This window comes from Agrococcus baldri, assembly GCA_900114805.1.
In the GTDB taxonomy this organism is placed as follows: Bacteria; Actinomycetota; Actinomycetes; order Actinomycetales; family Microbacteriaceae; genus Agrococcus; species Agrococcus baldri.
Genome location: FOZN01000003.1, coordinates 212,901 through 235,399, shown reverse-complemented (window position 1 = coordinate 235,399; position 22,499 = coordinate 212,901). Strand labels below are relative to the sequence as shown.

20 protein-coding genes, 1 tRNA gene and 1 pseudogene are annotated in these 22,499 nt (G+C 62.5%); 4 read left to right on the top strand and 18 right to left on the bottom strand.

Annotated features, from left to right (window positions below; genetic code table 11):
• Window position 1: 1 nt before the first annotated feature.
• Window positions 2-1,441, bottom strand: a complete 1,440-nt coding sequence (locus BM288_RS09400; RefSeq protein ID WP_092918259.1) for an APC family permease — start codon at window positions 1,439-1,441, stop codon at window positions 2-4.
• 403 nt (window positions 1,442-1,844) lie between these two features.
• On the opposite strand from BM288_RS09400, the gene BM288_RS14735 reads away from it, so the two are divergent.
• Entirely contained in the window at window positions 1,845-2,057 is a 213-nt protein-coding gene (locus BM288_RS14735; RefSeq protein ID WP_092918258.1) for a helix-turn-helix domain-containing protein, read from the top strand.
• Window positions 2,058-2,133: 76 nt separating this feature from the next.
• On the opposite strand, the gene BM288_RS09390 is transcribed toward BM288_RS14735, so the two are convergent.
• The 10 genes from BM288_RS09390 to BM288_RS14480 all read right to left on the bottom strand — a co-directional run bounded on the left by BM288_RS09390 (window position 2,134) and on the right by BM288_RS14480 (window position 14,927).
• A complete protein-coding gene (locus BM288_RS09390; RefSeq protein WP_092918256.1) occupies window positions 2,134-3,927 on the bottom strand; it encodes a UvrD-helicase domain-containing protein in 1,794 nt (597 codons plus the stop codon).
• A gap of 2 nt (window positions 3,928-3,929) precedes the next feature.
• Complete coding sequence (locus BM288_RS09385) at window positions 3,930-6,065, bottom strand: ATP-dependent nuclease (RefSeq protein ID WP_092918254.1); 2,136 nt, start codon at window positions 6,063-6,065, stop codon at window positions 3,930-3,932.
• A gap of 186 nt (window positions 6,066-6,251) precedes the next feature.
• Complete coding sequence (locus BM288_RS09380) at window positions 6,252-9,299, bottom strand: type I restriction endonuclease subunit R (RefSeq protein WP_092918252.1); 3,048 nt, start codon at window positions 9,297-9,299, stop codon at window positions 6,252-6,254.
• Window positions 9,296-10,486 (bottom strand): restriction endonuclease subunit S, encoded by a 1,191-nt coding sequence (locus BM288_RS09375; protein ID WP_092918250.1) that lies wholly within the window; start codon window positions 10,484-10,486, stop codon window positions 9,296-9,298. Before BM288_RS09375 ends, BM288_RS09380 begins: the two co-directional genes overlap by 4 nt.
• Window positions 10,483-12,054 carry a type I restriction-modification system subunit M gene (locus BM288_RS09370; RefSeq protein ID WP_092918248.1) on the bottom strand — a complete coding sequence of 524 codons (1,572 nt, stop codon included), beginning with the start codon at window positions 12,052-12,054 and terminating at the stop codon, window positions 10,483-10,485. Before BM288_RS09370 ends, BM288_RS09375 begins: the two co-directional genes overlap by 4 nt.
• A 210-nt stretch (window positions 12,055-12,264) precedes the next feature.
• Window positions 12,265-12,723 (bottom strand): hypothetical protein, encoded by a 459-nt coding sequence (locus BM288_RS09365; protein ID WP_143103077.1) that lies wholly within the window; start codon window positions 12,721-12,723, stop codon window positions 12,265-12,267.
• A 29-nt stretch (window positions 12,724-12,752) separates the two neighbouring features.
• A complete protein-coding gene (locus BM288_RS09360; protein WP_092918244.1) occupies window positions 12,753-13,394 on the bottom strand; it encodes a hypothetical protein in 642 nt (213 codons plus the stop codon).
• A gap of 66 nt (window positions 13,395-13,460) precedes the next feature.
• Window positions 13,461-13,631 carry a hypothetical protein gene (locus tag BM288_RS14485; RefSeq protein ID WP_177220334.1) on the bottom strand — a complete coding sequence of 57 codons (171 nt, stop codon included), beginning with the start codon at window positions 13,629-13,631 and terminating at the stop codon, window positions 13,461-13,463.
• A gap of 136 nt (window positions 13,632-13,767) precedes the next feature.
• Window positions 13,768-14,367: a DUF3846 domain-containing protein gene (locus BM288_RS09355; RefSeq protein ID WP_092918242.1), complete on the bottom strand. Its 600-nt coding sequence runs from the start codon at window positions 14,365-14,367 to the stop codon at window positions 13,768-13,770.
• A gap of 137 nt (window positions 14,368-14,504) precedes the next feature.
• Entirely contained in the window at window positions 14,505-14,927 is a 423-nt protein-coding gene (locus BM288_RS14480; protein WP_177220315.1) for a hypothetical protein, read from the bottom strand.
• Between BM288_RS14480 and BM288_RS09350 the strand changes: the two genes are divergently transcribed.
• Both BM288_RS09350 and BM288_RS14730 read left to right on the top strand, forming a co-directional pair.
• Window positions 14,820-15,988 (top strand): IS3 family transposase gene (locus BM288_RS09350; protein ID WP_092918240.1). Its coding sequence is split into 2 segments (ribosomal slippage): window positions 14,820-15,104 and window positions 15,107-15,988, totalling 1,167 coding nucleotides; the frame shifts between segments, so codons are not numbered across the junction. The genes BM288_RS14480 and BM288_RS09350 overlap by 108 nt on opposite strands.
• A 33-nt stretch (window positions 15,989-16,021) precedes the next feature.
• Window positions 16,022-16,279, top strand: a pseudogene (locus tag BM288_RS14730) (recombinase family protein); the annotation flags it as partial.
• Window positions 16,280-16,925: 646 nt separating this feature from the next.
• On the opposite strand, the gene BM288_RS09340 reads toward BM288_RS14730, so the two are convergent.
• Window positions 16,926-17,000, bottom strand: a tRNA-Gln gene (locus BM288_RS09340).
• Between the two features lie 133 nt (window positions 17,001-17,133).
• On the opposite strand from BM288_RS09340, the gene BM288_RS09335 reads away from it, so the two are divergent.
• Window positions 17,134-17,682 (top strand): DUF4287 domain-containing protein, encoded by a 549-nt coding sequence (locus tag BM288_RS09335; protein ID WP_092918238.1) that lies wholly within the window; start codon window positions 17,134-17,136, stop codon window positions 17,680-17,682.
• Here the strand turns inward: BM288_RS09335 and BM288_RS09330 are convergent.
• From BM288_RS09330 to gltX, 6 genes are read right to left on the bottom strand one after another with little or no spacing between them, the layout of a single operon-like run.
• Complete coding sequence (locus BM288_RS09330) at window positions 17,667-18,506, bottom strand: helix-turn-helix domain-containing protein (protein ID WP_177220333.1); 840 nt, start codon at window positions 18,504-18,506, stop codon at window positions 17,667-17,669. The genes BM288_RS09335 and BM288_RS09330 overlap by 16 nt on opposite strands.
• Before the next feature lie 49 nt (window positions 18,507-18,555).
• Complete coding sequence (locus tag BM288_RS09325; RefSeq protein ID WP_318255455.1) at window positions 18,556-18,954, bottom strand: type II toxin-antitoxin system VapC family toxin; 399 nt, start codon at window positions 18,952-18,954, stop codon at window positions 18,556-18,558.
• Window positions 18,951-19,202 carry a type II toxin-antitoxin system VapB family antitoxin gene (locus tag BM288_RS09320; protein ID WP_092918234.1) on the bottom strand — a complete coding sequence of 84 codons (252 nt, stop codon included), beginning with the start codon at window positions 19,200-19,202 and terminating at the stop codon, window positions 18,951-18,953. Before BM288_RS09320 ends, BM288_RS09325 begins: the two co-directional genes overlap by 4 nt.
• Before the next feature lie 59 nt (window positions 19,203-19,261).
• Window positions 19,262-20,038, bottom strand: a complete 777-nt coding sequence (locus BM288_RS09315; RefSeq protein ID WP_092918232.1) for an ABC transporter permease — start codon at window positions 20,036-20,038, stop codon at window positions 19,262-19,264.
• A 51-nt stretch (window positions 20,039-20,089) separates the two neighbouring features.
• On the bottom strand, window positions 20,090-21,004 hold the full coding sequence (locus BM288_RS09310; protein ID WP_092918230.1) for an NAD(P)/FAD-dependent oxidoreductase: 915 nt from the start codon (window positions 21,002-21,004) through the stop codon (window positions 20,090-20,092).
• The gene (gene gltX, locus BM288_RS09305) at window positions 21,004-22,494 is read right to left on the bottom strand and encodes a glutamate--tRNA ligase (RefSeq protein ID WP_092918228.1); all 1,491 of its coding nucleotides are present in this window, start codon (window positions 22,492-22,494) and stop codon (window positions 21,004-21,006) included. The genes BM288_RS09310 and gltX overlap by 1 nt, the downstream gene beginning before the upstream one ends.
• Window positions 22,495-22,499: the final 5 nt, after the last annotated feature.

The window sequence follows — 22,499 nt, the reverse complement described above, 5'->3', positions numbered from 1 at the left end:
CTCAATCCAGATCCTCCGTGGTGAGGCGCGAACCGATGCGGTCGGCGAGGGCGGGCTTGGCGACGACGATCACGAGGCCGATGATGCACCACGCGCCTGCGATCCAGGGGAAGTAGGTGTACGGCGCCACCTGGCCGGCGATCTGGATGACGTAGACGTAGACCAGGAACGCGATGCCGAGCACCGGGAAGACGATCTCCCACTTCGGAATCTTCGAGCCGCGCTTGAAGGCGTAGCGGATGACGCCGACCGAGCACATCGCGTAGGCGACCACCATGCAGAGGGTCGCGATGGTCGCGAACCAGTAGTAGACGTCGACGCTCGTCGCGCCGAACAGGCCGAAGCCGACCGCGAGCACGACCGTGAGCACGACGACGAACACGGTGCTGTGCACGGGCACGCCCGTCTTCGGGCTCGTCTGCGCGAACGTGCGCGGCCCGAAGCCGTCGCGGGCGAGCGCGAACAGCAGTCGCGAGGCCGCGGCGGTCGAGCTCAGCAGCGAGGCGAAGGCGACGAGGAAGGCGAGCATCGAGATGATGACGGCGAACCACGGCCCGATGTAGCTGGAGGCGAGCGTCGTGAGCGTCGACGAGGCACCCGCGAACGCTTCGATGCCGGCGGCATCGGTGCCGAAGCCGATGGTCTGCGCGAACATGACGAGCACGTAGATGACGCCCGCGAGCACGACCGCGAGCAGCAGCGCGATCGGCACGACGCGCTTGGGGTTGCGCGTCTCCTCGCCGAGCGAGGTGCCCGACTCGAAGCCCGCCCACGACAGGAAGCCGAACACCGCAGCCGTCATCACGGCGCTGATCGGCGCGTCGCCCGGCAGCAGCACGGAGAAGTCGACGCCGGTCGAGACCGGCGCGTCGCCCGCCGCCACCTTCGCGATGATCACGATCGACAGCACCACCATCGCGGCGATGCCCACGAAGCCGATGCCGAGCAGGGTGCGCGCCGTGACCGTCGACTCGCGCACGTTGAGCAGCAGCACGAACACGGCCACCACCACGGGCACCAGGATCCACGACCAGGCGGGCAGCGTGACGCCGAGCTCGGTCATCATCGCCTCGAAGAACACGGCGCACGCGCCAGCGATGCAAGCGGCGAAGAAGAGGTAGGTGCCGAGCAGCGCGAAGCCGCCGAAGAAGCCGGCGCGCGGGCCGAGCGTCGCACCCGCGAGCGCGTAGACCGATCCGGCATGGGTGACGTAGCGCGTGAGGCGGATGAAGGCGTAGGCCACCAGCATGGTGCCGAGGAACGACACCACGAACGTGAACGGCACGCCCGAGCCGACGAGGCCCGCGACCCCGATGCCGTTGAGCGACATCGCCATCACCGGGCCCATGAAGCCCACCGAGATCGCCACGACCTCCCAGAGGCGCAGGCTCTTGCGCGGTGCAGTGACCGGATCCCTGGAGATATCTGCCGTCGAAGTCATCGATTCGAACCTTTCCTGCGAACGTCGTCCTTGACGTTCTTCAGACGGCAAGCCGTCGAGGGGAGCAATGTGTAACAGACATTACACACAGCCGCCCGCAGAGGCAATGCCAATCTTCGTGTCGTGAAACGCAAGAAGCCCCCGCGTCTGCGAGGGCTTTACTGCTGGCCTACTTGACGTCTGCTCGAACCATTGCAGAGCGGGGTTTAACCCTAGTCAGCTGCGGAAGCTGGCGGTCCCTGGCGATCGAGACCAGGGTTCGAGCAATACACCCTCGTACCGGGCGCAGGCACTGAAGAAGCGGCTCAGCACTGAAGCAATCACAGAGATCGTAAGCAGAGCTGCGGCCGGTGCAAGCGCGCGGTCACTAGCCAAGCAGTACGAGGTCGCGCCATCGGCACTCGTGCGGCTCCTCCGCGAACATGACGTGGTTGTGACGAAGCAGAAAGTCACGGAGACGGAAGCACGGCGCTTGGCTGAGAACTATGAGGCCGGAGCCACGATGCGAGAGCTGGAGAGGAAGTTCGGACTCTCGCACGGCGCGGTAATGCGCGCACTGCACCGCAGTGGCGTGGAGATGCGGGCGAAGGCGCCGCGGAAGAAGTCATCCACGTGAGCTAAGTTTGCGATCGATCAGCCCCTTCGCCCTAGGTCCTTCTTGTGCGCCTTCACTCAAAGCCATTGCTCATGAACTAACGGTCGTAGGCATATTGCAAGTTCTTCAATGGAATCGTTGTATCGTAGTCCGGCCAATTGCCCTTTTTCGTTCTGCCGCGCTCAGCAATCAAGTGCAGATGCTTGCGTGCGCGAGAACCAATTACGTACATGAGCTTCTTGGCACTATCGAGTTGATCGGCATCACTAAAGTGAGGAACCATGCCATCCAGCAACGCAAACGCCACTACAGTATCGAACTCCGCGCCCTTGATGCCGTGAATCGTTGAGACAGTGATGCCCGTTCGCGGACGGAAGACCCGCCGAAAAGTAGCAATGTCACTGACGTAAGGAGCACCTTCGGCAACTAATCGATCAACTCGTTGTCGCGAACTGGCAAAGAATGCATCATGTTGTTCTTGCAGAGGACGGTACTGCGCATAGTCGATACTTAGATTCTCGAAAAGAGTCCGGAAATAGGACGCCAAGTAATCGAGACCCTCGACATCCGGAGGAGCGATGGAATTTGATTCCCGGAGAAGCGATCTCCTTGAAATCCGAGACGTGTCGACGCCAGCTAGCTCCAAGTCGTTGATTATGTCGCCCGCCCACCGCAGCCTGAGAACGAACATACGCGGCGATGCCTCTGTCAGTGCAAGCTTTGCCAACTTGTACCAAAAGTTGTCGATGTCGCGGGAGAACGGAACCAAGCCTGGCCCATCGAACTCATACTCGGGCATCAAGGCAACGAGCCGCCTGGTCATATGAGCGAGGTGGATCCACCAAGGCGCCACGACGCAGATTTCGTTTGGGGAAACTCCCTCTACCTCAATATTGTGTCGGATGAGGCGCGCAAGTTCGGTCTCCAACTCGTTCCTTGTGGTCACATTATCAAACGTGATCGCGCTGGCGTAGGCAGCGTGCTCCGATGCGGCCTCTATCAGAGTTCCATGCACGTTGAAGTTTCCAAAATAGTCGATTATACGCTCGGACGATCTGTAGTTTCGAGAGAGAGCCATTTCCCTCAAAGGCACGCCGATAAGTGAGCGAAAGTCGCCCGGGGCGATTGCGTATCCGCCAAGCGAAGCGAAGATCGACTGATTTGGGTCTCCCACAATCAGAGTTCGAGTGGAACCAGCGCCGGCCTTGATTATCGCTCCAAGGATCGAATACTGGACCTGCTTCGTGTCCTGGTACTCGTCGATCGCGATGAAAGTGAAGATCTGCGAAAGGATCGTGCTAACCGACGGATTATCTCTGACAATTTCGAACGCATACTTGAGAATGTGCTCGAAGTCGATCTGGCGCGACGCGTGCAATTCGCCGAAATATTCCTGCAGGATCCGGTGCACGCTTGGGATTTTCGACGCTGTTCTACAACCAAGCTCCATCGACGAGTCCGTGAAGTAGTAGTCGCAGTCGAAGGTTGTCACGGCCGGATTTCGAGAGGTGGCACAAAGCCGCTTAAGAATGACTTCACTTTCATGGGAATTGATCACCTGAAAACCATACTGCAAGTCGGGGTGATACTTCCCATACGGCTTGAGAATCCACTCTAAGCAAAAAGCGTGGATAGTCCCAATCCACAACTGTGACGTGTCCACGCCCAGGCCAGAGATCCGCTCCTCGATTTCATCTGCTGCCCGATGCGTATAGGTAATGGCGGCTACAAAGCTTCGATGAGAATCGATCTTCTCCAACTCACTCGCGACCTTATAGGTGAGTGTTCGAGTTTTGCCGCTGCCTGGACATGCAATCAGGAAGACGCTTCCAGGCTCCGCGATCGCAGCTTCCTGCTCAGCATTCAGTGCACCTCGATCGCTGACAAGCATTTTTAGTAGCGACCCAATACTTCATTAATTCGATCTGAAGGAAAAGCCTCCGCGAACTCGGACTTAACATCCGCGAACGCGAGGTCACCCCGACGGTATTCTTGCAAGCGCGCTAAGAACGATTCACGCACGGTTGCCTCTGTGATTGCCTCCAGCTCATCAAGAGCAATCCGATAAGTAAAAATGTTGAACCATGTCTCCCTGCTAATCACGGGATGCGCGAAACACAGTGCATCCAAGAGATATCCGGGGATCACGACGTGATGGTCAAGCTTGCCAGCAAGAAGGATCGCGAACCACCCCTTACCCGCTGACTTAGCCATCGTAAGGATTCGATGCCCGTAGCGGAAGCTGTCGTCAGACTCTAAGGACAATTTAGCCGTCGCGCGCGTTGGAGGATCGACGTACACATCGTCGATTACACCTACCGCAGCAGGCGCGTTTCCAACTTTAACAAAATCAACCTCGAGAGTGTGGTCCGCATAGAACGTGGAAACCCATTGGTTGCCGGACGCAAAGGCGTCGAGTCGAACTTTTCTAGCGGCGCCCGATGTCTCTGATGCACGCGCCCGCTTCTTGAGCTTTACACGCGATTCATCGTCCTTGGTGTCGGCAGTCGTGTCGAAGAACGCGGCATCCAGGTCACTAATGATGCTGCACCTCTTCCGGATGCGTTCATCATGGAAGAGCAGCGCCACGTTTTCGAATCCAGTGCTACGGATATTGATAAGGCTGATCCCAAGTTCATCCAGACCTATTCCCAAGACCTTCTTGATCAGTGCCGGGATCAAGATCTCTTCTGCGTCACCTTCGACAAGCAACACGCTTCGAGCAAAGAGGAGATTGCTTCGAACCGAGTCGAGATACCTCTGGACATGCACAATTTGGGTCGGCTCCAAGCCACGTGAAGGCTGATAAGCCTCGCATCGTCCATTGTCGCGACCAACGATGTTCATACTCTCGACCTTGCTCACCTCCGAGATTTGCGTGGAGTGGGTCGAATAGATTATCTGAGTATCGCTGTAATTTAGACGGTCGAACAACGTCTTTTGGATGTGTGTGTGGATGTGCGCTTCAGGCTCTTCAATGAGGAGGAAGTTCGCAACAGCCTGCTTGGCCTTCTGATACTTGAACTCAAGGAGCTTGAGAGTTAAGTATATCAAGTTGGCTCCTCCAAGGCTCAGTTCGTGGATACCACCTTCATAATCCGCGCCGTCCTCACCCACGAAGAGCTTCAGTGACTGGAACAGGCGATCGGCATCGCCAGGGAGATCGGACTTGATATTCAGCGACGACGGCGAGTATGCCTCACCAACCGCGTCCTTGATTGTTTGCTTTATGTCACCACTGATTTCCTCGACGTCAGGCCACTCTTCGATCGACTTGTTGAGTTCAAGTACCTTGTCGGCGATTGTCTTGAATCCGGCAGTGTCGATCTCGCCGCTCTTGATTCTCAATAGCGTTCGAAGTGGATTTGCCCGATTGTTCTGGAAGTCCTGTACTACGTCGCGGAGCGCCTGAATGTGTGAGAAAGAGACTTCTTTGGCAACAGCAAGCTGTCTCGGCAGCATTGCGCCCAGTTCGGGAAACTCAGTCTCGTCGCTGAAGATCACATTGTCGAAGTCGCCGACGATCGACCTATAGAGTTCGGGGTCGCTGAAATCTGCTGTGCTCCGACCGGTGAAAACAGTCTCGTAGTCATCGATTGTGAGCGGGTCCAGGATGGCGCGCATTGCTATCTCGTCGCCATCGGTGAGTGCGGCCAGGCCTGCTCGTACATCCTTCCGCGGCCGAAAGATGAGGTTGAAGGTCGCGGTGTCGACCGGCTCCTCTTCGAGATTTCCCGTGCCATGCACGAATAAAGCTTGCACCGATTCGTCCATAGTTATATTCGCAAATTCGGCGCTGATGACAATCCAATGACCTCTCCAATTCGTAAGGCCGCGATGGAAGTCACCCTCGTTCAACCGATACGCAGCGGGTAGCATGCTCTCGTCGAGAAGCAGTCGTATCGCGCGAAACAGGTTCGTTTTGCCTGTGCCGTTCTCACCGATCACAGTGTTTACACCCGCGGTGAAGTGGAACTCGGTGCTAGAGAAATTTCGGAAGTTGACCATGCTCAGCTTGGATATATGCATTAGAGTTGTCGCTCCTGTTCCGCCAAAGGCGCGCTGTTCAGTTCATAAAGTAGTGTTTGCCATCTCGGCACCGATGCATCCATCAACGCAACGACGTGCTCGTCACGTGCGTAATCACCGAAGGGGTGGCCGACACAGACGTCGCCAGGAAGCAGGTTGATTGCCATCACGACCACTCCCACCCAGTCATGACGAACCCTGATCCTCCTGCGCACCAAGCCCAAAGAATCGCTCGAAGAACTGGCTCAGGCGAGTGAGTACTCGCTCCTTCTTCTCCGCGCGATTGCCGCCAGCGGCGAAGCGTGACACCGGCGGCAGCACCTTCGTTATGGCCGTTCCGCTGGTGCGGACGTTGCCGTCACGGAACGCGTTGTCAATGAACTCGCGCGTGGCTTCGGGCCGGAGACCCTCGTCATCGACGATGGCGTTCAACTCGGCCTCGCGTCGGGCTGCGATGAAGGCTCGCCACTCCTCATCGAGCGCGCCGTCGGTTGAGACGGAGTCGACGAAGTCCTCAATCAGGTCCTTCTTGTTGCGCAGGCTCGGGCTGGAGTCGACCGCCCGGGCGATCTCAGCCCGAATCTCCTTATCGTCGCCGTCGCCGCGCTCCGCGCGGTACTTCTGGACGAGCATCAGGATGTAGTCGACGTTGATCTCGACCTGCTTGATGAGCTCGATCTCGAAGACGACGTCGTCGTTGATCAGTTCCTTGTCGCCGTCCTTGTCCTTGCGGAACTCGGCGTACAGGTCGAGGTAGACGCTGCGGTAGTCCTGGATCTGGCGCTCATTGACGATCTCGTTGCCGACGAAGTCGTCGAACGAGGTCAGGATGTTCTGCAGGCGCAGGATGGCTCCGAACAGAGCAATGAATGTCTTCTGTGCAGCCTCGCCAACGATCGGAATTCCGAGCGGGAACGCTTCGGGAAGCTCGGTGACCTTGTCGGCGTAGTCGCTGTAGTACTCGCCGTACGGCTTCAGCAGGACGACGCCGCGGGCGTCCTTGTTGCCAAACAGCGCGATGGCGTCGTTGGTCGCTTCCTCGAGGTCGCGGAACGAAACGATGTTGCCGTAGGTCTTGACCGAGTTCAGGATGCGGTTGGTGCGGGAGTATGCCTGGATCAGGCCGTGGGTGCGCAGGTTCTTGTCGACGAACAGGGTGTTCAGCGTGGTGGCGTCAAAGCCAGTCAGGAACATGTTGACCACGATGACCAGGTCGATCTCGCGCTGCTTCAGCCGTAGCGACAGGTCCTTGTAGTAGTTCTGGAAGCGATCGGACGAGGTGTCGAAGCTCGTGCCGAACATCCGGTTGTAGTCCTTGATCGCCTCCTCGAGGAACGACCGAGCGTCTCCGTCGAGGGCGCTGGTGTCGAAGCCTTCTTCCTCGAGCGCACCGTCCTCGACTGCCTCATTGGCGGCGTACGAGAAGATCGTGGCGATCTTCAAGCGGCGGGCCGGCGGCAGCTGTTCCTGCTGCAGTGCGAACAGTTGGTAGTAGAGACGAGCCGCATCGATCGAGGCAGTGGCGAACAGGGCGTTGAAGCCGCGGACGCGCCGCTCCCCCAGCGTGTAGTGCTCGGCACGCTTCGTTTTCTGGTCGAAGTGCTCTAGGACGTAAGCCGCGACCTGGCTCATGCGCTCGGGTGCGAGCAAAGCCTTCTCAGTGTCGATCGCCGAAACCTGCTTGTCGACGACGTTGCCGACCTTGACGGTGTTGACGTAATCGATGCGGAACGGCAGGACGTTCTTGTCGGTGATGGCGTCGACGATTGTGTAGGTGTGGAGCTTCTCACCGAACGCCTGCTCAGTGGTCTTCAGCTGGGGATTGCCGCCACTGCCGGAGTTGGCCGCAAAGATCGGCGTGCCGGTGAAGCCGAACAGGTTGTACCGCTTGAACGCCTTCGTAATGGCCGAGTGCATGTCGCCGAACTGAGAGCGGTGGCACTCGTCGAAGATGATGACGATGTGGCCGGAGTAAATGTCGTGGCCCTTGTTGGCCTTGATGAACGTCGCGAGCTTCTGGATCGTCGTGATGATGATCCGGGCGTTGGGATCCTCGAGCTGCTTCTTCAGCACTGCAGTCGAGGTGTTGGAGTTGGCCGCGCCCTTCTCGAAGCGGTCGTACTCCCTCATGGTTTGGTAGTCGAGGTCCTTGCGGTCGACGACAAACAGCACCTTGTCGACGCTGGGCACCTTCGACGCCAACTGGGCAGCCTTGAAGCTGGTCAGGGTCTTGCCCGAGCCGGTCGTGTGCCAGACGTAGCCACCGGCATCGATCGTGCCGAGCTGCTTGTAGTTCGTCGAGATCTCGAGCTTCTGAAGAATCTTCTCGGTCGCCACGATTTGGTACGGCCGCATCACCAGCAACATGCGGTCGGCGGTGAGGACGCAGTAGCGCGTCAGGATGTTGAGCAGCGTGTGCTTGGCGAAGAAGGTCTTGGCGAACGCCGTCAGATCCTGGATCGGCTTGTTCTGCGCGTCCGCCCACCAGGAGGTGAACTCGTAGGAGTTCGAGGTCTTGCGAGACTTGCGCTTGCCAGTCTCTTCGCTGAGGTGCTCGCGGCGCGTGGTGTTCGAGTAGTACTTCGTCAGGGTGCCGTTGCTGATCACGAACAGCTGGACGTACTCGAACAAGCCGGAACTGGCCCAGAAGCTGTCTCGCTGATAGCGGTCAATCTGATTGAAGGCCTCACGGATGTCGACACCGCGGCGCTTCAGCTCGACGTGAACCATCGGCAGCCCGTTGACCAGCACGGTCACGTCGAAGCGAGTCGCGTGCTTGGCACCCTGTTCTTGGCTGGTCTCGTACTGGTTGATGACCTGCAGCCGGTTGTTGTGGATGTGACGCTTGTCGAGCAGGGTGATGTTCTTCGTCGAGCCGTCATCACGAGTCAGGACCTGAACGTGGTCTTCCTGGATACGCAGCGTCTTCTCGACGATGCCGTCGTTAGCTCCGGCGATCCGCTCGTTGAAGAAGCGCGTCCACTCCTCGTCGGAGAACGCGATGCCGTTGAGCGCCTCGAGCTGAACCCGGAGGTTGTCCACCAGTTGAGCCTCTGACGTGATCGTCAGGCGCTCGTAGGCCTGCGACTCCAGAAGTCGGATGAACTCGCGCTCGAGCTCTGCCTCCGACTGATACGCCGACTGCTGCGCCGCGTCCGGGATGTACTCGGCGACCACGGTGCTCTCGCTGCTGATGGCGATCGGGTCGTACTTGCGGTTGCTGAGCTCGTTCATGCTGGCAGCTCCTCGAAGGTCAGGAGCTTGTCGCGGTAGTACTCGTACTGTCGTCGCCTGAGCTTGCCCTCTGCAGGGATGCCGCTCGAGGAGTCGTTGGCAAGCTTCTCGAAACCATCGAGCCTAACCACCACTCGCTCCTGTTCGATGCGCGAAGGGACAGGCACTCGCACAGACCTCACAATTTCGGAGTTGAGATTCCGTACCGCGCCCGAACCCGCGCGTCGCGAAAACTCTGCCTGAATTATGGAGGAACGCAACAGGTGATAGAGGTAGTCTGGAATGAAGGCGTCGTCAAAAGCACTTATGGCAAGCCAGCCATCATGAATACAGCCGTCGATCTTGGATATATAGGGGCGACCAAAACTCATGGAGTTAGAGAGCACAAAGTCACCCGGCCGAACTCGACGCGACTTCTCCGCGCCTGCTTTCGTCACTCGCTGAGATGTCGAAGTAATGTACTTCTCGCCGGTCGCAACATCGCCAATCTTTATCCAAGGAATACCGTCGGCATTGTCGGTAAGAAACTCCTGAATCGGTCTCGGCGAAGCCCCTCGAACTACGGTCGCCACATCACCGAGCAGGGCACTGCTGGTCTTCTCGCCGCTGGCGACAAGACGGTCAGCGTAGTGAACGTACTGCAAACGCCGGAGATCCGACTCCTCCTCAAGGGCGTCAATAAGTCGTTCGAAGTCGCCAAGCGCGTCGACAATCGCTTGTTGCACTTGGAGACTTGGCAAGCTAATGACAAACTTCGAAAGACTCGCATAGGTAAGTCGAAAGCGAGCGCCGATCTCGACTCCACCCTCAATCATTCGGCGACCTGCTCGGGAGGTCAGGAAATGCATTAGATATCGTGGCAACACGCACGATTGATCGACGTCAAAGACTACATACATTGGGCTGACTATGACCGGCTTGTCGCCCACAACCGAAGCAACCGAGCCCACATTGATTCGAGAAGGGTTGTAAACGAACGCACCCGGACGAGCGATCTTATAGTTCTTCGTGTCCTCGCTGGTGCGCGCGTTCGCAAAGAAGTCTGCGGTCGGGATCAGTTGTTGTTGATTCGTGACCGTTCGTACATCGGTCACGAGTCGATCGATGTTCCGCTCTCTACTCTCCGACGTCACGTCAGAAAGACGCACCTTCTTCCGAACAGTCGTGAATACATCCGCAGCGATCATCCGACCATCCCCTCGATGTCAGCAACGGTTCGATCGACGATCGTCCTCAACTCCGCTTGCCGCTCTACAATATCGGCGATTCGGGCGTTGAGTTGGGCAATATCCAGATTATCCTCCACGACCGATTGCTCCACGTACGAAGAAATGCCGAGGTTGTAGTCATTCTGTGCAATCTGCTCATTCGGGATCAGCGCAGAGAAGTGAGCGACCGCGCTCCTAGCAACCAGTGAATCAAGAATCTTGGCCTGGTTGACCGCCTGCAGCTTGTTCTTCGTTCCAACGCGCGAAAATTCAGTTGACGCATCGATGAACAGAACGCTGTTGTCGGCCTTGGACTTCTTGAGCACGATGATGCAGGTTGCAATGCCTGTTCCGAAGAACAGGTCCGGCGGCAACTGGATGACGGCATCGACGTAGTTGTTGTCGATGAGGTACTGGCGGATCTTCTTCTCCGCGCCGCCACGGTAGAGCACGCCAGGGAACTCGACGATGGCGGCGGTGCCGTTTACCGCCAGCCACGAAAGTATGTGCATCGTGAAGGCAAGGTCAGCCTTGGACTTCGGCGCAAGCACTCCGGCCGGCGCAAAGCGCGGGTCATTGATCAGGAGCGGGTTCGCATCGCCCTCCCATGAAATCGAATATGGAGGATTGGAAACGATCGCTTCGAACGGCTCATCGTCCCAGTGCGCAGGGTCGATCAGAGTGTCACCGTGGGCGAGGTTGAACTGCTCGTAGTTGACGTCGTGCAGGAACATGTTGATCCGCGCGAGGTTGTAGGTGGTCAGGTTGATCTCCTGGCCATAGAAGCCCTGGCGAACGTTCTCCTTGCCCAGCACCTTGGCGAACTTGAGCAGCAGGGATCCCGAGCCGACCGCCGGGTCGTAGACCTTATTGACGCTGGTCTTGCCGACAACGGTGATCCGAGCCAGCAGTTCTGACACTTCCTGCGGCGTGTAGTACTCACCACCGGACTTGCCCGCCTGAGAGGCATACATCTGCATGAGGTACTCGTACGCGTCGCCAAACAGGTCGATCGAGTTGTCCTCGAAGTTACCGAGCGGCAGATCACCGATCGCGTCGAGCAACTTTACGAGCTTCTGATTGCGCTTCGCGACAGTGCTGCCGAGCTTCGGGCTGTTGACATCGAGGTCATGGAACAGACCCTTGAGGTCATCCTCACTGTCTGTGCCCTTCGCGGAGCCCTCGATGTCGGCGAAGATGCCAGCCAGGGTCTCATTGAGGTTCTCGTCGTCGCTCGCGCGCTTCCGGACGTTCTGGAAGAGCTCCGAAGGCAGGATGTAGAAGCCCTTCTCCGATACCGTGTCGGCCCGCCCGAACTCGGCATCCTTGTCAGCGAGCTTGGAGTAGTCGAAGTCGGGGTGTCCGGCCTCGCGCTCGCCGACGTTGATGTATGCCGTGAGGTTCTCCGAGATGAAGCGGTAGAACAGCATGCCGAGCACGTAACTCTTGAAGTCCCATCCGTCGACGCTGCCTCGCAGGTCGTTGGCGATGCGCCAGATGGTCTTGTGCAGCTCGGCGCGCTGGGCTTCTTTGGTGGTCGGCGGCATGTGTTCTGTTCTCCTCCACGCTGAGGGCGTGCGTTGGTTGGCGCTGGGGGCTCCTTGGCCACCGTATCGGCGCGTACTGACAGAACGTCAGCACGGCGCGCGGGGCCTGGACTCGATTCAGCCGGGAGCGAGGCTCGAACCGGCTATTGCAATCTGTGACAATTATCGCACAATTGCGAGAATTGTTGAATAGACGCAATGACCTGTTGATTACTCCATCGCGTATCTATCCTGCGCGAGCCGGGCTGCAGAGACTGCAACGAAGGCTGTGTCGTCGGGTTCAGCCAGGATCAGCTCTACGCCGGCTTCGAGTCGCGCTGCCGTCAGCCAAGCACGCGGCCGTGAGAGGAAGGCCTGGACCTCTGGGCTCCAGGTGACGATGACACACCGGACGTCTCCGAGCGTGCGACTTGCCCACCCGAGCTTGAGGACGTCAGCGGCAAGCTTCTTCTGCTGCGCAGCCTTCGGCGCCCCGATCATTGCAGTCGCTTCGACAAGCACCGTCCGCCCGGGGTCAACGCCGTCGACGTCGATGTAGACATCACCGACATGAACGCGAGACGGCGACAATTCAACACCCAGCGCTTTCGACGCGGCCGCCAGGAGCACGGACTCAGCTGCGATCTGAGCGCTGGAATCACCAATGCGGAGCGCAGGTGTGTTGGTCATGCTCGACGGTATCGAGTTCTGTTGACCCGTCACGCCGCGGCCCGCCACTCGTCGAGGTATGCCTCGGACGCATCGCGCAGCTCTTCGACTCGATCTGCCGACGTCGCCTCGGCTACGTCAATCAGATGCAGACGACCAGAGCGCGCCATGGCGATTGCGGGCGCGGCACCAGGGACCGACTCCAGCGAGGCGAGGGCGATGGAAGTCTCCATTAGACGCAGCTCCACCTCGGTCAGCGCCTTCTCTGAGAAGTAGAAGTGCGCCGCGACCACCGAGTAATCTGCCAGTTCGATCAGCAGGTGGATACGTAAGCTCACGAGCTGGACGTACTTGTCATTGACGACCACATTCCGCTGCTTCCGCTTCGCCGCAATCGGCCGGAGTTCAGAGAGCATTACCGTCATGCCGCGTGCCGCCGCGGCGTAACTTGCACGCTTTCGCGCCGAAGCGGCCTCGACGACACGTTCGAGTGCCCCTCCGAAGCAGCCGTTGTCGATGTACTCGATGACCGCGCTCAGGAACTTCTCGTAATAGAAGGCCGGAAACCGCTCACCGATTGGTGCGGTCACTTGGGCGCGGTCCTGGGCGACGTGTGTGCGGCGCCCGGCCTTCCGTGCTCGGGCGAAGTCACGCAGGTGCGTGAGCGAGGGAACGTGCTGCGAGGGATCCATGACAACCGCCTTTGCTGGGGACAAGCCGATGCCACGACGGTACGTCGAGCCGGTGACATTAACTCGCTACCAACCACCGATCCCTGGCACATCGTCGTGCCCCGCCACACGCTTCGATTCAACTTCAGGGATCCGGAGCGCCTCGATGACATACCCGCAACCACGACAGCGCTCGTCGTACACGAGGACGTTGCACTTCGGGCAGCGGAAGTCGAGCTCGTCGAAGATGTCTGGCATTTCAGCACGCTAGCGAGAGCGGCAGATAAGTCGTAGAAGTTCTCCACAGCGGACTCTCCAACGTGAAACAGGCGGCAGCCCACCCGGGAGAGAGCGCGTCGCTCTCGATCCCAGGAGGCTGCCGCCGGATAGCCGGTCAGTCTGTCGACCGGCGTTGCATGAATTTCGGGAACAAGTGCTCCATCCCGGCGACCGACGCGACCTTGGTGTCGTCGACGGAGGCCCACCGCTCCTCGATGAGCATCGCCCAGACTGCTGCAGAGAAGTAGTCCGGGTACATCCCCTGACAGACGTACCAGCCCTCCATGCTCGGAGGTAGGGGCACGACGTGGTTGCTCGTGCCTGTGACCGGATCGACGTACACGCCCTGGTCTTCGTACGGGATCTTCACCAGGACGGCGAACAAGCCATCCTCGGTCAGCATCGTGACGAGATCGTCCGGTGCGTCCGTCGACTTGCCGGTGGCGTCGGGTGTGCCGACGATGACGGCGTCACCGCAGATCATCTGGTTGCGTGCCTCCGGTGTGCGCTGCCACCACAGCAGGGATGCCCTGGCGTTAAACTTCAGCCGTCTCAGCCGACCTTCCTCGTTGACGAAGATCGTGATGCCGAGGCTCGGCACCTGAAGCGCTTCGACCCAGCCGTCCACCAGTGACTGGTAGTCCGCCATCTCATCGACCTCGATGATGCTCGGCGACCAGATAGTGTCGGCCTGGATCCATACCGCTGTAGTCATGGTTCCTCCTTGCCTTCGTGCGGCCGGCGAACGCGATCGTTCACCTGGCAAGCCGCAGCGGGACAACGAGGCTGGTCGGGCGGCAGCTGGCCCAGGCGAGAGCGATTGCTCTCAAGCCCGGGTCCAGCCACCACCGTTCAGGCGGGTGCCTGCTTGGTCTGGCGGGGAGGCTTGCTCGCCGCCGGTCCTCCGAAGATGGCCTCGATTGCCGACTGCTTGGTCTTGGCCTCGCGGTCGATCTCAGCCCTGACCGTCTCAGCTCGGGCGAGAACCTTGGGATCGGACTTGCTGGTCTGAACCCAGGACTCGAGAGCCAGGCGGATCTCTTCGGTGACGCTGCGGTCGTTGAGTTGGGCGATGACGTCCAGCTGCGCCCGCAGATCGGGTCTGCTGCACGTGTAGGTGACATCTGATCTGGCTTGCCCGAGGGGCAGGCCTGGAAGGATGCCATCGTGCCCAAGCCCTACCCGAGTGAGTTCCGTGACGACGTCGTCCGCGTCGCGCGGCACCGTGAACCCGGCGTCACGATCGAGCAGATCGCGCACGACTTCGGGGTCCATCCGATGACGTTGCAGAAGTGGCTCCAGCGGGCCAAGGTCGAAGACGGATCGGCGCCTGGCCAGATGCGAAGCGAGTCGGCGGAGATCCGCGAACTGCGCAAGCGCAACCGGCTGCTGGAACAGGAGAACGAGGTCCTGCGGCGGGCGGCGGCGTATCTGTCGCAGGCGAACCTGCCGGGAAAAGGCTCTACCCGCTCGTGACCGAGCTCGCCGCTGCGGGGATCCCCGTGACGGTGACGTGCCGGGTGCTCAAGCTCGCTCGCCAGCCCTATTGCCGGTGGCTGGCGAACCCCATCACGCCGAGCGAGGTGGTGGAGGCGTATCGCGCGAACGCTCTGTATGACGCGCACCACGACGATCCAGAGTTCGGGCACCGGCTGCTCGCTGACGAGGCCCGCGAGGCCGGTGAGCCGATGGCGGATCGCACCGCGTGGCGGATCGCGTCTCAGCACGGCTGGTGGAGCGCGTTCGGGAAGAAGAAGGCCCGTGGCGGTGGGAAGAAGGCCGGCCCGCCAGTCCACGACGACCTCGTCGGCCGGGACTTCACCGCTATCGCCCCGAACCAGCTCTGGCTGACCGACATCACCGAACATCGCACCGCCGAGGGCAAGCTCTACCTTTGCGCCATCAAGGACGTCTTCGGGAACAAGATCGTCGGCTACTCGATCGACTCCAGGATGAAGTCCAGACTGGCCGTGAGCGCGCTGGACAACGCCGCCGCAATGCGCGGTGGAGTCGCCGGGTGCGTGGTCCACAGCGACCGCGGATCGCAATTTCGAAGCCGGAAGTTCCTGCGCGCCCTGACGCGTCACCGCATGGTCGGATCGATGGGCAGAGTCGGCGCCGCGGGCGACAACGCGGCCATGGAGAGCTTCTTCTCGCTGCTGCAGAAGAACGTCCTCAACCGCCGCTCGTGGGCCACTCGTGACGAGCTGCGCATCGCGATCGTGACCTGGATCGAACGGACCTATCACCGCCGCCGCCGACAGGCCGCGCTCGGGCGTTTGACCCCCATCGAGTTCGAGACCATCATGAACACGCCCGCCGCACTGGCGGCGTGACTAGGAACCGTCACCTATCCGTGCAGCAGACCCATGCGCGATAAGGGCAAACTCTACGTCGGTCGCCACGAGCCGCTCGTCACCAAGGAGACGTTCCTCAAAGTGCAGGAGATCTTGGATCAGCGCAAGCGACAGGGCGATCGGGACATCACGCACCATCACTACTTGAAGGGGTTGTTGCGGTGCGGGCACTGCGCGGAGGAAGGGCGAACCAGCCGCCTGATCTACAGCCAGGTCAACGGGAACGGCGGCACCTACGAGTACCTCGTCTGTGCGGCCAAGCAGCGCAAGCAGTGCTCGATGCCGTGGAGCCGCGTCGAACAGATTGAGGATCGCCTCCTGGAAGTGGTGTCGCGCGAACGACTGAGCACCGAAGCCCTCGATGACATGCGCGAGGCGTTGACTGGCGCGGTCGACAACCTGCTGGCCGAGGATCGCGATGCCAAGGCTCAACTGCGGAAGCAGCTTGGCAAGTTGGAACGGCAGGAGGAGCGGCTGATCGACCTGGCCGCTTCGGGAACACTGCCGATTACCAAGATCCGAGAGCGCATCGAGCACACGACCTTAGCGAAGGCAGCGCTGCAGGAGAGGCTCGAGCAGACGGCCGATCGTCTCCAGTACGGCGCTGACACAGCAGTCGCCTTCATGGACCTACTAGCGTCTCCGGAAGAGCTCTACAAACGTGCATCCGACACGGTGCGCCGAGACCTCTTGCTGGCGTGCTTCGAGCACCTGGCCGTCTTCGTGCGCGACGAGCGCACAGAGGTGGCCGCCGAGCGCAGCAAGGTTAACCGTGCCGTCCGAGGGCTGAACGAGGCCACACAGGGCGGCAGCGCGGGCCACACCGCGCAACAAAAAAGGACTCCCCGCTCAAAAGCGGAGAGCCCTGCAAGACCCATGGTCAGTTCGTTTGACCATGGTTCGAGTAACGTTCATCTGGCTGGGGTACCTGGACTCGAACCAAGAACAAAGGTACCAGAAACCTCCGTGTTGCCAATTACACCATACCCCAATGGTCGCGCGCCGGAGCGGGCGAACCAAGAGTCAAGCATAGCGGCTCGGGCACCCGAGCGCCAACCGCATCCGCCTGCCGACGGGTCAACTTCGTCCGATCGCGACCGCAGGGGCGGCGTTCGCGTGATGCCATGGACGTAGACGCTGCGACGCAGACGATGATCGACAACCTGCCCGCGAAGACCGGCAAGAGCCTCGCGGAGTGGTTCGCGGTGCTCGATGCCGCAGCCCCCGAGAAGCACGGCCAGGCGATGGCGCTGCTCAAGGGTGAGCACGGCATGACGCACGGCTTCGCCAACCTCATGGCGCTGCAGCACCGCGCACGCAGCGCTGGCCCCGTGATCCCCGACGGCCTCGTCGACGCGCAGTACACCGGCGGCAAGGCGGCGCTGCGGCCGATCCTCGACCGCATCCTGGCGGTCGTGGCGGACTTCGGCGACGACGTCGAGGTGGCGCCGAAGAAGACGAGCGTCTCGCTGCGCCGTCGCAAGCAGTTCGCGGTCATCGAGGCCGCGAGCGCCAAGCGCGTGCAACTGGGCGTCAACCTCGCCGATGCCCCGCCGACCGAGCGGCTCAAAGCGGCCGGCGGCATGTGCACCCACCGCGTCGACGTCGCCGCGATCGACGATGTCGACGACGAGCTGCTGGGTTGGCTGCGCGACGCCTACGCGCTCGCCTGAGCCGCGCGCGGCAACTGGTCGAGCGGCACGAAGTGCGCCGCGTCCGGTCCGTGCTCGGCGGCCAGCCGGTAGTACTCCCCCGGCGTCCAGCCGCTGAAGCGGCGGAAAGCGCGGATGACGTGCGGCTGATCGTAGTACCCGCTCGTGACGGCGAGCGCGGCCCAGTCCGGCCGACCGCCGGCGGCATGCACCGCGTCGACGAAGCGGTGGAATCGCAGCACCTGAGCGTGCTGCTTCGGCGTCGTGCCGGTGACGGTGCGAAAGCGCGTCATGAGCGTGCGCTGCGAGACACCCAGCTCGATGGAGACCGACTCGACGGTGCGGTCGAACTCCGCCCCGATCAGCTGCAGCGCATCGGCGACGAGCCGATCGGGCGGCTGCACGACCGCGCCGCTCAGGAAGTCGACGAGGATGCGCAGGCTCACGTCGGGCGCGGATGCCGCGTGCAGCTGCGCCACGAGCGCGCCGATGCCCGCCAGCAACCGGCGGGCGTCCTGCACCGTGCCCGCACTCGCCGCAGCCTGATGCGGCGCCAAGGTGTGCAGCCCGGCGGGCGTGAGCTCGACGCCGACGTGGTGGATGCGGGTCGGCGACTCGATCATCAGGCACTCGCGCTGCAGCCCGGAGACGAACGCGTCCACCACCTCGCTGGCGCGGCCTGCGCGGTCGAACAGCCGGTAGGGCCGCGAGAGGTTGACGATCAGGTGGACGTTCGGCAGCGGCAGGATCTTCTCGTAGCGGCGCAGCGGCACCGCCTCGAGGTGCCAGAGCCGGGTCGCGATCCCCGTGAGGCGCGCCGGCGGGCCGATCTCCTCGTAGGTCACGCGCGGACTCCGCGCACACGGGCGACGGTACGCACGTTCCCCTCGACCGTCAGGCGCTTGCGTCGCGCACGTCGGTCTGCGCGAAGTCACGGCCCTTGAACAGCAGCGGAACGCCTCGTGCTGCCGCGAGCGCATAGGAGAAGCAGTCGCCGAAGTTCAGCGCCGCAGGATGCCGCCCCTTGCCGAACCTTCGCCACGCCTGCGCCGCGATCGCGGCCTGGTCGGCGTCGACCGGCGCAACGGCGATGCCGAGACGATCGATGAGCAGCTCAAGATCCGTCGACGCCTCCGCGCCATACCGCGCCTCAAGCACGATCGTCGCCTCGAGCAGCGCCGCTGCGCTCACCTCCACATCACCCGCGTTCCTGACGAGCACTGCCGCGAACCGCTCGGCATCCGACTCCGCCGCGACGACGGCGACCAGCGCTGATGTGTCGACGACGATCACTGGGGCAGCCCGACCGTGTCGTAGCCGAGGATCTCGTCGGCAGTGCGATCGTCGAGCACCGTTCGCGCGCGCCCACGGTCGATGATCGCCTGCACTTGGGCCTCGACGCCGCTGGCGCTCCGCGCCCTCACTCGCCGGAGGCGCTCCTCGATCGCACGACGGGCCGCGACCGTGATCGTCTCACCTGTGGCCTGCGCCAGCTCGCGGGCGAGGCGATCGGTCTCTGGATCCTTGATGTTGAGCGCCATGCTTCTACCTTAGGAGGAAGATCGCGAGATGGAAAGGAAGATATCCGCGCGATGAGGGCTCACGCTTTCGCCTCGCCGGAGTCGAAGGCCCGCGCCGGCGCCGCCCGGGATGCGGACGACCTGATCGGTGCGAACGCGAGGATCGTGGCGGTGACGACACCGGCGGCCAGGATGGACGCGAGCACGATCAGCTGGAAGCGGCCGGCCTCGAGCGGCGACAGGCCCGCGAACACCGCGCCGACGAAGGCGCCGGGCAGCACCACGATGCCGGTCGTGCGGGTCTGGTCGATCGCGGGCAGCAGCGCCGTCCGCACCGCTCCCCTCGCGAGCGTCGCGATCGACTGCCTGGGTGTCGCCCCGAGCGCGAGCCAGCCCTCCACCTCGTCCCAGTGATCGTCGATCGAGGCGTGCAGCACACGCTGCACGAGGATCGCCATCGTCATCGCGTTGCCGATCACGATGCCGCCCACCGCGAGCAGGTACTCCGGCGTGATGCCGACCGCACCGGTGCCGAACACGACGAGCATCGCCGTCAGCGGGCCAGCGACGATCGCGACTGCCAGCAGGGGCAGCGGTGCCGATGCGCCCCGACCGCGGCGAGCGGCGGTCAGCACGGCCGCCACCAGCATGACGAGGAGGCCGAGCGCCACCCACCGCACATCCTGGATCAGCCCCGCGAGCACGACGCTCAGCAGCGCCAGCTGCACGGCCGCCCGCAGGATCGCGATGACGACCTCCCACGGGGCGGCGACGCGGAAGGCGCGCAGACCCGCGAGCGCGATCGCGGCGAGCAGCGCGATGGCGAGCGCGGTGCGGATCCAGAGCTCGGTGTCCATCAGAGGACAGTCTTCACCAGCGGGAGTGCGTCGTGACCAGACAGGCGGCGGTCAGAGGCCGCGGGCGATGAGGTCGCGGTTGATGACGGATGCCGCGATGGTGCCGGCGCCGGCGGCGACCGCCAGCTGGCGGAAGCCGGGCGTGATGTCGCCGGCGGCGTAGATGCCCTCGACGGAGGTGCGCTGCGTGCGGTCGACGACCACCAGGCCGTCCTCATCGGTCTCCAGCCCCAGCGACTCCGCGAAGCCGAGCTGCGCGTGCCACCACGGTCGCACGAAGCCGCCGGTGCGCTCGCTCCGCGTCCCGTCCTCCAGCACGATGGCCTGCATGCCGTCGCGGTCGCCCTCGATCGCAGCGATCGGGGCGCGCACCAGGGCGACCCCGTGCTCGGCCAGGCGGGCCTCGCCGGCCGCACTCACCGCATCCGCCACCCCGTTCGTGAACACCGCGAGGTCGTCGGTGTGGCGGCGGATGACCATGGCGCGCTCGACGAGGTCGTCGGTCTCGCCGATCAGCGCGAGCGCCTGGCCGCGCTTGTCGTAGCCGTCGCAGTCCATGCAGGAGTGCAGGCTCGTGCCGTACCAGGGGCGCACCTGCTGCGACAGCGGCAGCGTCTCGCTCAGGCCGGTGGCGAGGAGCACGGCGGATGCGCGGGTCTCGCTCTCGGCGCGGGATCCGGCCTGCTCGGCCTGCACGGCGAAGCCGCCATCGACCGCCGCGACCTGCGTCACCAGCATGCGCTGATGGTCGACCGTCGGGTAGCGCAGCACCTCTTCGCGACCGAGGGTGCGCAGCTCGAGCGGCGAGATGCCGTCGCGGGTGATGAAGCCGTGCGACTGGAGCGTCGCCGCGTGGCGGGGTCGGTTGGAGTCGACCAGCAGCACCGTGCGCTGCTGCCGCGCCAGGTTCAGCGTCGCGGCGAGGCCGGCGGGGCCGGCGCCGATGACGACGACGTCCACGTCCATCAGACGCTCGCGGCCAACCGGTCGATGCGGGCGAGCGTCGACTCTCGGCCGAGCAGCTCCATCGACTCGAACAGCGGTGGCGAGACGCGGCGGCCGGTGACGGCCACCCGCAGCGGGGTGAACGCGAAGCGCGGCTTGAGCCCCAGCCCGTCGATGAGCACCTCGCGCAGCGTGGCCTCGATCGATGCCGTGTCGAAGGTCTCGAGCTCGGCGAGCGCGCGTCGGGATCCTTCGAGCACCGCGAGCACGTCATCGCCCAGCTTCGCCACCGCATCCGTGTCGTGCTTGATGTCTTCGGTGTCGAGGAAGAGGAAGCCCAGCATGTCCTCGGCCTGGCCGATCAGCTGCATGCGCTCCTGCACGAGCGGCGCGGCCTGCGCGAGCAGCGCGCGCTGCGCCTCGCTCGGCTCGCCGTCGAAGACCCGGCCCAGGTAGGGCTCCAGGCGCTTGGCGAAGTCGGATGCTTCGAGCATGCGCACATGGTCGCCGTTGATCGACTCGGCCTTCTTCGGGTCGAAGCGGCTCGGGTTGGGATTCACGTCGGCGACGTCGAAGGCGGCGATCAGCTCGTCGCGGGTGAAGACGTCGCGATCGGGCGCGATCGACCAGCCCAGCAGCGAGAGGTAGTTCAGCAGCCCCTCGGGGATGAATCCGGCCTCGCGCAGCAGGAACAGGTTCGACTGCGGGTCGCGCTTCGAGAGCTTCTTGTTGCCCTCGCCCATCACGTACGGCAGGTGGCCGAAGCGCGGGATGGCGCTCACGACACCGATCTCGGCGAGCGCACGGTAGAGGGCGATCTGGCGCGGGGTCGACGAGAGCAGGTCCTCGCCGCGCAGCACGTGCGTGACGCCCATCAGCGCATCGTCGACCGGGTTGACGAAGGTGTAGAGCGGGGCGCCGTTGGGGCGCACGACCACGAAGTCGCTGAAGGAGCCGGCCGGGAAGGTGATCTCGCCCCGCACCAGATCGTCGAACGAGAGATCCTCGTCGGGCACGCGCAGGCGCAGGCTGGGCACGCGGCCCTCGGCGCGGAGCGCCTCGCGCTGCTCGACGCTCAGGTCGCGCTCGAAGTTGTCGTAGCCCTGGCGCGGGTCGCGGCCTGCCTCGCGGTTGCGCGCCTCGATCTCCTCGGCGGTCGCGAAGGATTCGTACAGGTGACCGGATGCGGTGAGCCGGCTGATGAGGCCGGCGTAGATCTCGCCGCGCTGCGACTGCCGGTAGGGCTCGTGCGGGCCGCCGGTCTCGACGCCCTCGTCCCAGTCGATGCCGAGCCAGCGCATCGCCTCGAGCAGCTGCTCGTACGACTCCTGGCTGTCGCGGGCTGCGTCGGTGTCCTCGATGCGGAAGACCATCTTGCCGCCGTGGTGGCGGGCGTAGGCCCAGTTGAACAGCGCCGTGCGGATGAGTCCGACGTGCGGGGTGCCGGTGGGCGAGGGGCAGAAGCGGACGACGACATCGCTGCCAGTGGCCGACGAGAAGGGAACGCTCATGATGG

What these genes read in the sequence shown, in the direction of transcription:
- BM288_RS14485 (WP_177220334.1), bottom strand. Translation starts at nt 13,631, where the DNA reads ATGCCAGACATCTTCGACGAGCTCGACTTCCGCTGCCCGAAGTGCAAC.
- BM288_RS09390 (WP_092918256.1), bottom strand. Translation starts at nt 3,927, where the DNA reads ATGCTTGTCAGCGATCGAGGTGCACTGAATGCTGAGCAGGAAGCTGCG.
- BM288_RS09380 (WP_092918252.1), bottom strand. Translation starts at nt 9,299, where the DNA reads ATGAACGAGCTCAGCAACCGCAAGTACGACCCGATCGCCATCAGCAGC.
- BM288_RS09400 (WP_092918259.1), bottom strand. Translation starts at nt 1,441, where the DNA reads ATGACTTCGACGGCAGATATCTCCAGGGATCCGGTCACTGCACCGCGC.
- BM288_RS09360 (WP_092918244.1), bottom strand. Translation starts at nt 13,394, where the DNA reads ATGGATCCCTCGCAGCACGTTCCCTCGCTCACGCACCTGCGTGACTTC.
- BM288_RS09385 (WP_092918254.1), bottom strand. Translation starts at nt 6,065, where the DNA reads ATGCATATATCCAAGCTGAGCATGGTCAACTTCCGAAATTTCTCTAGC.
- BM288_RS09365 (WP_143103077.1), bottom strand. Translation starts at nt 12,723, where the DNA reads ATGACCAACACACCTGCGCTCCGCATTGGTGATTCCAGCGCTCAGATC.
- BM288_RS09315 (WP_092918232.1), bottom strand. Translation starts at nt 20,038, where the DNA reads ATGGACACCGAGCTCTGGATCCGCACCGCGCTCGCCATCGCGCTGCTC.
- BM288_RS09375 (WP_092918250.1), bottom strand. Translation starts at nt 10,486, where the DNA reads ATGATCGCTGCGGATGTATTCACGACTGTTCGGAAGAAGGTGCGTCTT.
- BM288_RS14480 (WP_177220315.1), bottom strand. Translation starts at nt 14,927, where the DNA reads ATGGACCCCGAAGTCGTGCGCGATCTGCTCGATCGTGACGCCGGGTTC.
- BM288_RS09310 (WP_092918230.1), bottom strand. Translation starts at nt 21,004, where the DNA reads ATGGACGTGGACGTCGTCGTCATCGGCGCCGGCCCCGCCGGCCTCGCC.
- BM288_RS09320 (WP_092918234.1), bottom strand. Translation starts at nt 19,202, where the DNA reads ATGGCGCTCAACATCAAGGATCCAGAGACCGATCGCCTCGCCCGCGAG.
- BM288_RS09355 (WP_092918242.1), bottom strand. Translation starts at nt 14,367, where the DNA reads ATGACTACAGCGGTATGGATCCAGGCCGACACTATCTGGTCGCCGAGC.
- BM288_RS09370 (WP_092918248.1), bottom strand. Translation starts at nt 12,054, where the DNA reads ATGCCGCCGACCACCAAAGAAGCCCAGCGCGCCGAGCTGCACAAGACC.
- BM288_RS09335 (WP_092918238.1), top strand. Translation starts at nt 17,134, where the DNA reads ATGGACGTAGACGCTGCGACGCAGACGATGATCGACAACCTGCCCGCG.
- gltX (WP_092918228.1), bottom strand. Translation starts at nt 22,494, where the DNA reads ATGAGCGTTCCCTTCTCGTCGGCCACTGGCAGCGATGTCGTCGTCCGC.